This window comes from Dryocola clanedunensis subsp. sulfonylureivorans (genome assembly GCF_016756775.1).
Taxonomy (GTDB): domain Bacteria; phylum Pseudomonadota; class Gammaproteobacteria; order Enterobacterales; family Enterobacteriaceae; genus Dryocola; species Dryocola clanedunensis.
The window spans coordinates 162,307-175,188 of the sequence record NZ_JAERMU010000005.1; the positions used below are offsets into that span (position 1 = coordinate 162,307).

The 12,882-nt window shown below is 53.3% G+C and carries 10 protein-coding genes; 4 read left to right on the plus strand and 6 right to left on the minus strand.

The genetic code is table 11. The features are described from left to right. Window positions 1–29: 29 nt before the first annotated feature. From aroA to HYQ67_RS06805, 3 genes are all read right to left on the minus strand, one after another. The gene (gene aroA, locus HYQ67_RS06795) at window positions 30–1,313 is read right to left on the minus strand and encodes a 3-phosphoshikimate 1-carboxyvinyltransferase (RefSeq protein WP_202302834.1); all 1,284 of its coding nucleotides are present in this window, start codon (window positions 1,311–1,313) and stop codon (window positions 30–32) included. Between the two features lie 77 nt (window positions 1,314–1,390). Further along, window positions 1,391–2,476: a 3-phosphoserine/phosphohydroxythreonine transaminase gene (gene serC, locus HYQ67_RS06800; RefSeq protein ID WP_202302669.1), complete on the minus strand. Its 1,086-nt coding sequence runs from the start codon at window positions 2,474–2,476 to the stop codon at window positions 1,391–1,393. Between the two features lie 160 nt (window positions 2,477–2,636). Then, on the minus strand, window positions 2,637–3,329 hold the full coding sequence (locus HYQ67_RS06805; protein ID WP_202302671.1) for a DUF421 domain-containing protein: 693 nt from the start codon (window positions 3,327–3,329) through the stop codon (window positions 2,637–2,639). A 139-nt stretch (window positions 3,330–3,468) separates the two neighbouring features. Here HYQ67_RS06805 and ycaO point away from each other — a divergent pair, with 139 nt between their 5' ends. The 4 genes from ycaO (at window position 3,469) to pflA (ending at window position 9,891) form a co-directional block, all read left to right on the plus strand. Then, entirely contained in the window at window positions 3,469–5,232 is a 1,764-nt protein-coding gene (gene ycaO, locus HYQ67_RS06810) for a 30S ribosomal protein S12 methylthiotransferase accessory factor YcaO (protein ID WP_202302673.1), read from the plus strand. Between the two features lie 399 nt (window positions 5,233–5,631). Next, on the plus strand, window positions 5,632–6,489 hold the full coding sequence (gene focA / locus HYQ67_RS06815) for a formate transporter FocA (RefSeq protein ID WP_202302675.1): 858 nt from the start codon (window positions 5,632–5,634) through the stop codon (window positions 6,487–6,489). A 52-nt stretch (window positions 6,490–6,541) separates the two neighbouring features. Next, the gene (pflB, locus tag HYQ67_RS06820) at window positions 6,542–8,824 is read left to right on the plus strand and encodes a formate C-acetyltransferase (RefSeq protein ID WP_202302677.1); all 2,283 of its coding nucleotides are present in this window, start codon (window positions 6,542–6,544) and stop codon (window positions 8,822–8,824) included. 326 nt (window positions 8,825–9,150) lie between these two features. After that, window positions 9,151–9,891 carry a pyruvate formate lyase 1-activating protein gene (gene pflA / locus HYQ67_RS06825; protein ID WP_202302679.1) on the plus strand — a complete coding sequence of 247 codons (741 nt, stop codon included), beginning with the start codon at window positions 9,151–9,153 and terminating at the stop codon, window positions 9,889–9,891. Window positions 9,892–9,938: 47 nt separating this feature from the next. Here pflA and HYQ67_RS06830 read toward each other — a convergent pair whose 3' ends face one another. From HYQ67_RS06830 to HYQ67_RS06840, 3 genes are all read right to left on the minus strand, one after another. Beyond that, entirely contained in the window at window positions 9,939–11,087 is a 1,149-nt protein-coding gene (locus tag HYQ67_RS06830; protein WP_202302681.1) for an MFS transporter, read from the minus strand. A gap of 313 nt (window positions 11,088–11,400) precedes the next feature. Beyond that, entirely contained in the window at window positions 11,401–12,261 is an 861-nt protein-coding gene (locus HYQ67_RS06835) for a dimethyl sulfoxide reductase anchor subunit family protein (RefSeq protein ID WP_202302683.1), read from the minus strand. A 1-nt stretch (window position 12,262) separates the two neighbouring features. Next, the gene (locus HYQ67_RS06840; protein WP_202302685.1) at window positions 12,263–12,880 is read right to left on the minus strand and encodes a DMSO/selenate family reductase complex B subunit; all 618 of its coding nucleotides are present in this window, start codon (window positions 12,878–12,880) and stop codon (window positions 12,263–12,265) included. Window positions 12,881–12,882 lie beyond the last annotated feature (2 nt).

A 12,882-nucleotide genomic window follows, 5' to 3' on the forward strand; every position in this document is an offset into this window, starting at 1 on the left:
ACCGCATCGGATGATGCGGTCTTGAAGCGTTACGCCGGAGTGCTGATGCTGGCGAGCCGGTCAAAATAGTCCGGGAAGGTTTTCGCGGTGCACTTCGGATCGAGGATGGTTACCGGAGTATCAGACAGCGCCACCAGTGAGAAACACATAGCCATACGATGATCGTCATAGGTGGCAATGTCGGCGAACTTCAGCTGCGCCGGAGGCGTGACGGTGATGTAGTCTTCACCCTCTTCCACCTCTGCGCCAACCTTACGCAGCTCGGTAGCCATCGCTGCCAGACGGTCAGTCTCTTTGACGCGCCAGTTGTAAATGTTACGCAGCGTCGTGGTGCCTTTGGCGAACAGCGCCGCCGTCGCGATAGTCATGGCCGCGTCAGGGATATGGTTCATGTCCATATCGATGGCGTTCAGCTCACCCCGTTCGCAGGCGATGAAGTCTTCACCCCAGGTTACCTTCGCGCCCATTTTTTCCAGCACGTCTGCAAAGCGGATATCACCCTGCACGCTGTTACGCCCAATACCGGTCACTTTTACGGTGCCGCCTTTGATGGCGCCAGCTGCCAGGAAGTAGGAGGCAGAGGAAGCATCGCCCTCGACCAGATAAGCACCAGGCGACTGGTAATGCTGGCCGCCGCGAATGACAAAGCTGCGATAATCACGGTTTTCAACTTCCACGCCAAAGGTTTGCATCAAATGCAGCGTGATATCGATATAAGGTTTGGAGACCAGCTCACCTTTAATGGTGATTTCGGTGTCAGCAGCCGCCAGCGGCGCGGTCATCAGCAGTGCAGTCAGGAACTGGCTGGAAACGCTGCCGTCTACGGAAACCTGACCACCAGCAAATCCACCGCGCAGGCGCAGCGGCGGATAATTTTCCTGCTCAAGATAGTTAATCTGCGCGCCGCCCTGGCGCAGGGCATCCACAAGGTGACCGATTGGCCGCTCTTTCATTCGCGGCTCACCCGTCAGGACGATGTTATTGCTGCCGAGGCATAAAGCTGCTGCCAGCGGACGCATCGCCGTGCCTGCGTTGCCAAGGAAAAGCTCCAGCTCGCCGGTCGCCTGTAAAGGGCCGCCCATACCGGTGACTTCGCAGCGCGTACGATCGGCAGAGAGCGTATAGGTTACGCCCAGCGCACTGAGCGCGTTGAGCATGTGACGAACATCATCGCTATCAAGCAGATTAGTCAGTTCCGTCGTACCGCGGGCAAGGGCAGCGAGCAGCAATGCACGGTTAGAAACGCTTTTTGAACCAGGAAGATTAATGGTGCCGTCAACCAGCGCGATGGGTTGTAACGTCAGGGATTCCAGCATGGGGAATGTACTCTCAAATCAAACAGAATAAACCCCGCGAGGTAGCCCGCGGGGAGAAATACAACGCGCCTGAATTAACCGTGGCGACGTTCGAAATTAATCATAAATTCAGTCAGCGCCTGCACACCTTCCAGCGGCATTGCGTTATAGATTGAAGCACGCATGCCGCCAACAACCCGGTGGCCTTTCAGAGCATGCAAGCCTGCTGCGAACGACTCTTCCAGGAAGAGTTTATCCAGCGCGCTGTCCGCCAGCTGGAACGGCACGTTCATGCGTGAACGGTTAGCGGGAGCCACATCATTTCGGTAGAAGTCGCTCTTATCGATAACGCCATACAGCAGGTCTGACTTCGCCTGGTTGATGTTATCCATCGCGCTCACGCCGCCCTGCTCCTTCAGCCACTTGAACACCAGGCCGGAGAGATACCAGGCGAAGGTCGGTGGCGTATTGAACATCGAGTCGTTTTCATTAAGCACGGTGTAATCAATAATAGAAGGACAGGCCTGATGGGCTTTACCCAGCAGATCTTCGCGGACGATAACGATAGTCAGGCCAGCAGGCCCGATATTTTTCTGCGCGCCGGAATAGATCACGCCAAAACGGCTGATATCCAGAGGCTGGGACAGAATAGTGGAGGAGAAGTCGGCGGTGACCACGGTATCGCCAAAGTCAGGCGTTTCGTGGATGGCTATGCCGTCAATGGTTTCATTCGGGCAGTAGTGCAGATAGGCGCTGTTGTCGGAAACCTGCCATTCGCTCATCGGCTTGATAGCGCGCAGGCCGTCAACGGTAGTTTTGGCATCGAATACGACCGGCGAGCAGTATTTTTGCGCTTCGTTAATTGCGCTGTGGGCCCAGTAGCCGCCGTCAATATAGTCGGCCGTTGTTTTGTCGCCCAGCAGGTTTAACGGTAAGGCTGAAAACTGGCCGCGTCCGCCGCCGTGGCAGAACAATACTTTATAGTTCGAGGGGATTTGCAGCAGATCGCGAAAATCCTGTTCGGCCTCTTCAGCGACCTGAATGAACTCTTTACTACGGTGGCTGATCTCCATAACGGAAGTGCCTAAACCATTCCAGTCACAGAGGTCGTGCTGTGCACGACGAAGCACTTCGGCCGGCAGCATTGCCGGGCCAGAACTAAAATTGTATACCTGAGCCATTTCCCCTCACCAACCTTTGAGCAATAAGTTTTTATTACGTCATCGGTTTTATCATTCACTCGCGGAGGCTGCAATGGTTAATCAGGCAGCCGGGGAGAATGTGCGCCATATCACACAAAACAATTCACCATCCCGGCTGCAAAAAGCCCTATTTTCCCCGTCAGGTCACACGCTTAGCGGTAGAAGCTTTAACCCACTGCTGATGTTCGCAACGCGGACACTGCGATTTCTCACCAGCATTAAAGGTCAGCACTTCACTGCAGTGAATGCAGGCGTAATCGCCATCTTCCGGCACTTCTTCAAAGCGTTCGTTGCAGGGCTCAGGCAGGATCGACAGGCCGGGCCTGACGAGATGATCGGGGAAGAAATAGACGCTTATCTGCCCGTTGGTTTCAAGAATTGCCAGCCGCACCTGGCCCAGGTGTTCCACGCCGTGCAGACGCAGTTCCATAAAGAATTCAAACTCCGTCATGTTCTGGGACTGCATTTTTTCCCACGCAAACTCACCCTCTTCAATAATGACGGCAGGTTTGCCTTCAAACAGGTTTTCAAGCTTTTCACTGTGGCTCATGAGCCACATGACCAGACGATAGAGGCAGGCGAGCGTGATAAAGACCACAAAGACCGGCAGCATCGGCACATCATGATAAAACGCTACGTCGCCCGCCGCCGAGCCCAGCGTCAGGATAATCAGCACTTCAAAAAGCGACATCTGCCGCACGCCGCGGCGGCCCGTGATTTTTAAAAACAGGAATACAAGAATAAAGGTATAAACGCTGCGCACGGCGACCTCCCATAAGAAGTCCGGGGGCATTTCATCAAACGCCATACGCTGTAAATCAAATGTCTTCATTTTCTTCGCCATTACAGTCAGTTACTGACCATAAGCATAGCCTGTTATGCTAGCTTCGCCTGCAAGCGGCCTGGGATAGCCTCAGCCCGCTAAAACCCGTATCATTGCGCGCTTTGCGTACGACAAAAGTGAACCCCTGATGACCCAAACCTTTATTCCTGGCAAAGATGCCGCACTGGAAGATTCCATCGCTCGCTTCCAGAAGCAGCTTTCCGACCTCGGCTTTAATATTGAAGAAGCCTCCTGGCTGAATCCGGTGCCCAACGTCTGGTCCGTGCATATTCGTGATAAAGACAGCGCGCTGTGCTTTACCAACGGCAAGGGTGCGACTAAAAAAGCCGCTCTGGCTTCCGCGCTTGGCGAATACTTCGAGCGTCTGTCCACTAACTATTTCTTCGCAGACTTCTGGCTGGGTAAAACCATCGCTAACGGTCCGTTCGTGCACTACCCGAACGAGAAATGGTTTGCGATCCCGGAAGATGAGCAGCTGCCGGCAGGAATTCTCGACGATCGCCTGCGCGCGTTTTACGACCCTGAAAACGAACTGACCGCCGGTATGCTTATCGATCTGCAATCGGGGAATGAAGAGCGCGGTATCTGCGCCCTGCCGTTCACTCGTCAGTCGGATCAGCAAGCTGTCTATATTCCAATGAATATTATCGGCAACCTGTACGTTTCCAACGGCATGTCCGCTGGCAACACCGCCAACGAAGCGCGCGTTCAGGGCCTGTCAGAGGTGTTTGAGCGTCACATCAAGAACAAAATTATCGCTGAGAGCATCAGCCTGCCGGAAATCCCGCAGGAAGTGCTTGCTCGCTACCCAGGCGTTGTCGAGTCTATCGCCACGCTTGAAGCGGAAGGCTTCCCAATCTTTGCCTACGACGGCTCGCTCGGCGGTAAATACCCGGTTATTTGCGTCGTGTTGTTCAACCCGGCTAACGGCACCTGCTTCGCCTCTTTCGGCGCGCACCCGGACTTCGGCGTTGCGCTGGAGCGTACGGTGACCGAGCTGCTGCAGGGCCGTGGACTGAAAGATCTGGACGTGTTTACCCCGCCGACCTTCGATGACGAAGAAGTTGCGGAGCACGCCAACCTTGAAACCCACTTTATCGACTCAAGCGGCCTGATTTCCTGGGATATGTTCAAGCAGGATGCAGATTATCCGTTCGCTGACTGGAGCTTCTCCGGCACCACGGAAGAAGAGTTCGCCACGCTGATGGCCATCTTTGATGCGGAAGACCAGGAAGTTTATATCGCGGATTATCAGCATCTGGATGTTTACGCCTGCCGTATCATCGTGCCGGGCATGTCGGATATCTATCCGGCTGAAGACCTGCTGTTAGCCAACAACAATATGGGCTATCACCTGCGTGAAACTATTCTCGCCCTGCCGGGCAGCGAGTGGGAGCAGCAGGACTATCTCAATCTGATTTCTCAGCTGGATGAAGAAGGCCACGATGACTTTACCCGCGTGCGCGAGCTGCTGGGTCTGGCAACCGGTAAAGATAACGGCTGGTATACGCTGCGCATCGGCGAACTGAAGGCGATGCTGGCGCTGGCCGGCGGCGACACCGAGCAGGCGCTAATCTGGACCGAGTGGACGATGGAGTTCAACGCTTCCCTCTTTAGCGCAGAACGGGCTAACTACTACCGCTGCCTGCAGACCCTTCTGCTGCTGGCAATGGAAGAAGAGCGCGAACCGCTACAGTACCTGAACGCCTTCGTTCGTATGTACGGAGCTGAAACTGTTGAAGCTGCAAGCGCGGCACTTTCCGGTGAAGCGGCGTTCTATGGCCTGCAGGCCGTGGATAGCGATCTTAAAGCCTTCCCGGCACACCAGGCCCTGTTAGCAGCCTACGAAAAACTTCAGCGTGCCAAGGCGCGCTTCTGGCAAGCAGACTAGCCGGCAGCCACTTGCGGGTGCAATGTTCACCCTCTCTAAGCTATATTACGGGGCAATTTACTTGCCCCGTATTTTTATTGTCGTCAAAACAATTCCATATGTAATCGGCGAGTTAAATAATGGTGAAATATTTTAATATTAATCTATAAATAATGTTGCCATTATTTTGAAATACTCCGTTTTAATTAACCAATAAAAGGAAGCCAGCTCGCAGAACTCAAATTATCGTACAATTATTAAAATTTATTTTTACATGGATAGTCAACACGTTACGTAAATAAACAGGTATTCACCTGCTGTTTACAGGCCTATAAGCTTGGCGAGATATGATCCATGTCAAATTTTACTCTATAATGCTTTGTTAGTATCTCGTCGCCGAATAAATAAGAGAGAGTTAGTGTGAAAACTGACAACCCTTTTGAAGTATTACTTCCCCCAGCCATGGCAAAAGTTGCCGAAGACGCTGGTGTCTATAAAGCAACAAAACATCCGCTGACTACGTTTTATTTAGCGATCACCGCTGGCGTATTCATCTCGATTGCTTTCGTCTTCTATATCACCGCCACTACCGGTACCGCGGGCGTTCCCTTTGGTATTGCTAAGCTGATTGGCGGGACTTGCTTCTCTCTGGGCCTGATTCTTTGCGTTATCTGCGGGGCTGACCTCTTCACCTCCACCGTATTGATTGTCGTCGCTAAGGCTAGCGGCCGAATTACGTGGGGACAGCTAGCCCGTAACTGGGTAAACGTTTATGTCGGTAACCTGGTCGGCGCGCTACTGTTTGTGCTGCTCATCTGGCTGTCGGGTATGTATATGACCGACAACGGAGCATGGGGCATGAACGTGCTGCAAACTGCCGATCATAAAATGCACCACACATTCATTGAAGCGGTATGCCTCGGTATCCTCGCAAACCTGATGGTCTGTCTGGCGGTCTGGATGAGCTACTCCGGTCGCAGTTTGATGGACAAGATGTTTGCTATGATACTGCCGGTCGCCATGTTTGTTGCCAGCGGTTTTGAGCACAGTATCGCAAACATGTTCATGATCCCTATGGGTATCGTAGTACGTAACTTCGCAAGCCCGGAATTCTGGACCGCAGTCGGGTCGTCTCCGGACAGTTTCTCTCATCTGACCATTATGAACTTCATCACCGATAACCTGATTCCAGTCACTATCGGGAACATCATCGGCGGTGGTTTGTTGGTTGGGTTGACATACTGGGTAATTTATCTGCGCGGTGGCGATAAGCACTAAGTGCCGTCCATCAGCAGGGAATAAGAAATCCACATTAGAAGGTAGGTGTTAAATGTCCGAGCTTAATGAAAAGTTAGCCACAGCCTGGGAAGGTTTTGCCAAAGGCGACTGGCAGAATGAAGTAAACGTACGTGACTTCATTCAGAAAAACTACACCCCTTACGAGGGCGACGAGTCCTTCCTGGCAGGTGCGACTGACGCAACTACCAAGCTGTGGGACAACGTTATGGAAGGCGTTAAACAGGAAAACCGCACTCACGCGCCTGTTGACTTCGATACCGACCTCGCTTCCACCATCACTTCCCATGATGCTGGTTACATCAACAAGTCCCTCGAAACCATCGTGGGCCTGCAGACTGATGCGCCTCTGAAACGTGCCATCATTCCGTTTGGCGGCATCAAAATGGTTGAAGGTTCTTGTAAAGTATACGGTCGTGAACTCGACCCAATGCTTAAGAAGATCTTCACCGAATACCGTAAAACGCACAACCAGGGCGTGTTTGATGTTTACACCAAAGACATCCTGAACTGCCGTAAATCAGGTGTTATCACCGGTCTGCCAGATGCGTATGGCCGTGGTCGTATCATCGGTGACTACCGTCGCGTAGCGCTGTACGGTATCGACTTCCTGATGAAAGACAAGTTCGCTCAGTTCAACTCACTGCAGACCAAACTGGAAAACGGTGAAGACCTGGAAGCGACTATCCGTCTGCGTGAAGAGATCTCCGAACAGCACCGTGCGCTGGGTCAGATCAAAGAAATGGCTGCTAAATATGGCTGCGATATCTCTGGTCCTGCAACCAACGCTCAGGAAGCGATTCAGTGGACTTACTTCGGCTACCTGGCCGCGGTTAAATCTCAGAACGGCGCTGCAATGTCCTTTGGTCGCGTATCCACCTTCCTGGATGCCTTCATCGAACGTGACCTGAAAGCAGGCAAAATCACCGAAACTGACGCTCAGGAAATGATTGACCACCTGGTCATGAAACTGCGTATGGTTCGCTTCCTGCGTACTCCTGAGTACGATGAGCTGTTCTCCGGTGACCCAATCTGGGCAACTGAATCTATCGCCGGGATGGGCGTTGATGGCCGTACTCTGGTCACCAAATCCAGCTTCCGCTTCCTGAACACCCTGTACACCATGGGGCCGTCTCCGGAGCCGAACATCACCATCCTGTGGTCTGAAAAACTGCCACTGAACTTCAAAAAATACGCGGCTAAAGTCTCCATCGATACCTCTTCTCTGCAGTACGAGAATGACGATTTGATGCGTCCTGACTTCAACAACGATGACTACGCTATCGCTTGCTGCGTAAGCCCAATGGTTGTTGGTAAGCAAATGCAGTTCTTCGGTGCTCGTGCTAACCTCGCGAAAACCATGCTGTATGCCATCAACGGCGGCGTTGATGAAAAACTGAAAATGCAGGTTGGTCCTAAAGAAGCGCCAATTACTGCTGACGTTCTGGATTACGATAACGTGCTGGACCGTCTGGACCACTTCATGGACTGGCTGGCTAAGCAGTACGTCACCGCGCTGAACATCATTCACTACATGCATGATAAGTACAGCTACGAAGCGTCTCTGATGGCTCTGCATGACCGTGACGTTGTTCGCACCATGGCTTGTGGTATCGCGGGTCTTTCCGTTGCAGCTGACTCACTGTCTGCAATCAAATACGCGAAAGTTAAACCAATTCGTGACGAAGATGGTCTGGCGACTGACTTCGAAATCGAAGGCGAGTACCCAATGTTCGGTAACAACGATCCTCGCGTAGATGACATCGCTGTTGACCTGGTAGAACGTTTCATGAAGAAAATTCAGAAGCTGACTACTTACCGTAACGCTGTACCGACTCAGTCTGTTCTGACCATCACCTCTAACGTGGTTTATGGTAAGAAAACCGGTAACACCCCAGACGGCCGTCGCGCAGGTACTCCATTCGGTCCAGGTGCTAACCCAATGCACGGTCGTGACCAGAAAGGTGCTGTTGCCTCTCTGACCTCCGTTGCTAAACTGCCGTTTGCCTACGCGAAAGATGGTATCTCTTATACCTTCTCCATCGTGCCAAACGCGCTGGGTAAAGACGACGAAGTGCGTAAAACTAACCTCGCGGGTCTGATGGATGGTTACTTCCACCACGAAGCGTCCATCGAAGGTGGTCAGCACCTGAACGTGAACGTGATGAACCGTGAAATGCTGCTGGATGCGATGGAACACCCTGAGAAATATCCTCAGCTGACCATCCGCGTTTCCGGTTACGCCGTACGTTTTAACTCCCTGACTAAAGAACAGCAGCAGGACGTTATTACCCGTACCTTCACCCAAACCATGTAATACCCGGTTTGTCTGAAAAGGCGTAGAATAAAGGCTCCACTTCGGTGGGGCCTTTTCTTATGTCAGAGCCAGTTTTGCAGGATAACTGCTATATAACTTTAAATTTTGTACCCTAAATAATTCAATTTGCAGGTAGGCGGCAAGGGAGTGAATCCCCAGGAGCTTACTAAAGTAAGTGACTGGGGTGAGGGAGTGCAGCCAACACCCCTGCAAGTTGAAGTATGACGGGTATCCTGCAAAACTGATTCGACGCGGCATTCTTTATACAGACCGCGCTCAACCTGGCAGATGTAAATACATCCGCTAATACTGGAGAAAACACCGCAATGTCAGTAATTGGCCGAATTCATTCCTTTGAATCATGCGGTACCGTGGATGGCCCCGGTATTCGTTTTATCACCTTCTTCCAGGGCTGCCTGATGCGCTGCCTGTACTGTCATAACCGTGATACATGGGACACGCATGGCGGCAACGAAATCACCGTTGAAGACCTGATGAAAGAGGTGGTGACCTATCGTCACTTTATGAATGCTTCCGGCGGCGGCGTGACCGCTTCCGGTGGGGAAGCCATTCTGCAAGCTGAGTTTGTGCGCGACTGGTTCCGCGCCTGCCACAAAGAAGGTATTCATACCTGCCTCGACACCAACGGTTTTGTTCGCCGCTACGATCCGGTGATTGATGAACTGCTGGAAGTGACCGATCTTGTGATGCTCGACCTGAAGCAGATGAACGATGAGATCCATCAGAATCTGGTTGGCGTCTCGAACCACCGCACCCTTGAGTTCGCACAGTATCTGTCGAAGAAAGGCATTAACGTCTGGATCCGCTATGTGGTAGTACCGGGCTGGTCGGACGATGACGATTCCGCGCACCGCCTCGGCGAATTCACCCGTGATATGGGCAACGTAGAGAAAATCGAACTGCTGCCGTACCACGAGCTGGGCAAGCACAAGTGGGTGGCAATGGGCGAAGAGTACAAGCTGGATGGCGTTCACCCACCGAAGAAAGAGACCATGGAGCGTGTGAAAGGCATTCTCGAGCAGTACGGTCACAAAGTTATGTATTAAAAAAATGGCCCTCATCGAGGGCCATTTTCACATCTGCATTAAGCCATTCAGGCGTGCGCCACGGGCGTTGGATGCTGCCCTGCTTTACGCAGCAGCATCAGCAGGTAAACAAACGCGACGCCCGCAATCATCACAAACAGCAGGTCGTCTGAGTAGCTCTGCATCAGCATTGCCGTAAGCGTTGGCCCCAGCAGGCTGCCGATGGTATAGCTCAGCAGCAGCGCCTGATTCATCGCCACCAGCTGATGATGCTCAACCTTCTCGCAGGCCCAGGCCATCGCCACAGGGTAAAGCGTGAAGCCAGCCGCCCCGAGAACAAACAGCACCGGCCCCATCGCGGCACCGGTGAGCATCGCCAGACAGCCGAGAATGATGACAAAGACCTGTACGCGCAAAACCAGCAGACGACCATAGCGATCGGCCAGACGACCTACCGGCCACTGGCCGAGGATCCCCGCGCTGACCATCACTGCCATCCAGAAGCCGATACCAGAATCGCTGACGCCCTGATGATTAAGATACAGCGGCATCAGGCCATACAGCGAGCCCAGAACGATACCGGAGATAATGCAGCCATTGACCCCAAGGCGTGCGTGACGCAGGCGCAGCATTGGCCACACGGGAGTTGACTCCTGATTCTCGCTGCGGTCATTTACGATGCGCGTGAACAGCAGAGGAAGAATGGCGGCCAGAATCATGCCGGTGACCCACGGCAGCACGCTGACGATATCCGTTGGCATCTTGCTGACCATCAGCTGGCCCAGCACGGTACCCACATAATAAACCATCATGTAAGCGGCAAGCAGGCGACCACGGTTGCGCGAAGTGCCGCTGCACATCAGCGCGCTTTCCACCACAACCCAAATCATCGCGCAGCCAACCCCGGCAACGAAGCGCCACATCATCCAGCTCCAGAAGCCGACCATCAGGCCCAGCCCGACGCAGCCAACGGCAAAAATCAGCGAGGCAAGATAATAGCTGCGGTTAAAGCCGTAGCGCTTTATTAACCAGCCGGTGACCAGCGTACCCAGCAGATTGCCGGTAAAATAGGACGAGCCAACCATACCCACCTGCCAGGTTGGCAGGTGTTCGTGGGCAAGCCATAGCGGCACCAGCGTATTTAAAACCGCTATGGCCAGGGTCAACAGCATCAGGCCACAGAGCAAAAGCATCACTGGCCGGGTATAGGTGGACATGTAAAAACCGCGAGGAAGAGAAGAAATTTGTGCGCATAATGCCACCGGCAAAACTATTGTCAATCCAGTGCTGACGGGGCCTGTGGCGAAATCAGGTCTGTCGATTTGTAAAACTAATCCTCCCGACGACCCTGCCGCTAAGCTAAATTGCTATCCCGCTGTTTTTGATGGGATCATGCAAAATAAAACGCAGCGGATCGGATGAAAAATTTCATGGTAAACGACATGATATTTTCTTATTCGAAAGGCTTAACAGGTACCGGAAATAAAAAACGCGCCCGAAGGCGCGCTCAATAAATATAATGCAGAGCAATTAGCTGGCAATAGCCATACCTACCGTCATATGCAGACCGTAGAATACTCCGCGCCCGATAAGCTCACCCGCCACGACCAGCACGAAAGCTAATGTCAGCAGGCCAACTTGCGGCTGTCGCCCTTTAAGCTGCGGTACTATCCAGCAAACCAGCGCCACCACCAGCAGGCCAAGACGCCATGACATCAGCGTGCCGTACTGAGGGATCAGCGCAGAGGCCTGCTGAATCGAGCTTTGAATCGTTGCCAGCTCCATACCCTGCAAAAGCACGACAACGGTGCTGACGATAAGCCCCAGGAGCGTGATTACCGGCAGCAAACGCATGCCCCAGCCCGTTACGCCCGCCGCACGGAGCAGCAGATAGCCCAGCAGCGGGCCGCCGATAAACATCGTCAGGAAGAAGCTCAGCGGCGTATAAACGCTGTACCACGTTGGCACGGTGTCGATAAGGTACACGCGGCACATCATCCAGACGAAGAAGACGCCCAGTACCATAGTGAGGATCATCCACAGCTTCCCTAACGCCGCGGGCATTTTGCCCATTACGGTGATAAGCCACCAGAACCCACCGACGGCGAAGAACACCGAGCCGCTGGCAATCTCGTTGCTAAGCGCAGAGGCGCCAATGCGGTTAAGAGAGTTAAAGGCGCGCAGCGGTGAGCCAAGGTGGAGAATCGAAGCGATGAACCCGACTCCCATCAGCACCCAGAGCACGATCATTGCCCATTGCACTCGCTTTTGCTGAGCGCGGTCGTCAACACCGTTCAGCAGTGCAAGCGCCATGACGATAAACCCACCCGCTACGCACTGGCCGAGCACGGTAAAAATCATCAGCGGCCATTCATGCCATCCGTTACCCATCTCACACCTCCTTCGGGTTGGCCAGATAACCGGTTTTATCCCCACACGGGCGGCTGTTGGCGTTAGGTTTAATGACGATATTTGGTTTGGTAAAGTGCGCAGACGGCAGCGGCGCAATGGCAGCCTGCTCGCCGTGTTTTTCGCGCAGCTCGTCGATAGGTGCCATATCCAGCGCGCGCAGCGGGCAGGATTCGACGCAAATCGGTTTTTTACCGTCAGCAACGCGGTCATAGCAGCCGTCGCATTTGGTCATGTGGCCTTTTTCCGCGTTGTACTGCGGGGCGCCGTACGGGCAGGCCATGTGGCAGTAGCGGCAGCCTATGCAGACGTCTTCGTTAACCACCACAAAACCATCTTCACGTTTGTGCATCGCACCGCTCGGGCAGACCTTAGTGCAGGCGGGGTCTTCGCAATGGTTACAGGAGATGGACAGGTAGTAGGCAAACACGTCCTGATGCCAGACGCCGTTGTCCTCCTGCCAGTTGCCGCCCGCATATTCATAAATGCGGCGGAAGCTGACGTCCGGGCCTAAGTTTTTGTAGTCTTTGCAGGCCAGCTCGCAGGTTTTGCAGCCGGTACAGCGACTTGAGTCAATGTAAAATCCATGTTGGGTTGTCATCA

What these genes read in the sequence shown, in the direction of transcription:
- serC (WP_202302669.1), bottom strand. Translation starts at nt 2,476, where the DNA reads ATGGCTCAGGTATACAATTTTAGTTCTGGCCCGGCAATGCTGCCGGCC.
- HYQ67_RS06805 (WP_202302671.1), bottom strand. Translation starts at nt 3,329, where the DNA reads ATGAAGACATTTGATTTACAGCGTATGGCGTTTGATGAAATGCCCCCG.
- ycaO (WP_202302673.1), top strand. Translation starts at nt 3,469, where the DNA reads ATGACCCAAACCTTTATTCCTGGCAAAGATGCCGCACTGGAAGATTCC.
- pflB (WP_202302677.1), top strand. Translation starts at nt 6,542, where the DNA reads ATGTCCGAGCTTAATGAAAAGTTAGCCACAGCCTGGGAAGGTTTTGCC.
- pflA (WP_202302679.1), top strand. Translation starts at nt 9,151, where the DNA reads ATGTCAGTAATTGGCCGAATTCATTCCTTTGAATCATGCGGTACCGTG.
- HYQ67_RS06830 (WP_202302681.1), bottom strand. Translation starts at nt 11,087, where the DNA reads ATGTCCACCTATACCCGGCCAGTGATGCTTTTGCTCTGTGGCCTGATG.
- HYQ67_RS06835 (WP_202302683.1), bottom strand. Translation starts at nt 12,261, where the DNA reads ATGGGTAACGGATGGCATGAATGGCCGCTGATGATTTTTACCGTGCTC.
- HYQ67_RS06840 (WP_202302685.1), bottom strand. Translation starts at nt 12,880, where the DNA reads ATGACAACCCAACATGGATTTTACATTGACTCAAGTCGCTGTACCGGC.